The organism is Pseudoalteromonas sp. Angola-7 (assembly GCF_028599255.1).
Classification (GTDB): Bacteria; Pseudomonadota; Gammaproteobacteria; order Enterobacterales; family Alteromonadaceae; genus Pseudoalteromonas; species Pseudoalteromonas atlantica.
This window is the reverse complement of record NZ_JAQREL010000057.1, coordinates 1-348: the sequence shown is the minus strand read 5'-3', so window position 1 is coordinate 348 and position 348 is coordinate 1. Positions and strand designations below refer to the sequence as shown.

The window sequence follows — 348 nt, the reverse complement described above, 5'->3', positions numbered from 1 at the left end:
AGCTAACTTGTACTAATTACCCGTGAGGCTTAACCATACAACGCCAAACGCGTTTTGTGACAGAAACAAGCGACAGAAGTTAATAGCTAAAGTAGATAAATACTTAGACTTAAAAAATATTATCAGAGTTTTCCAAATTTATGAGGTGACTCTTAGCGCGTAGCGTTAACATTGAGGCACCTTGCGCAAAGGAAAAAGTAGCACTACGTGCTTGTCCTTAATCCTTTGCACCTAATTTGCTTGGTAACCATAGCGTTTTGGACCCACCTGACCCCATGCCGAACTCAGTAGTGAAACGAAACAGCGCCGATGATAGTGTAGCATTTGCTATGTGAAAGTAGGACATTG

Annotated in this window: 1 rRNA gene; it reads left to right on the top strand. The window is 41.4% G+C overall.

The annotated features are described in order from the left end of the window. Positions 1-239: 239 nt before the first annotated feature. A 5S ribosomal RNA gene (rrf, locus tag PSH50_RS21065) occupies positions 240-348 on the top strand; the annotation flags it as partial.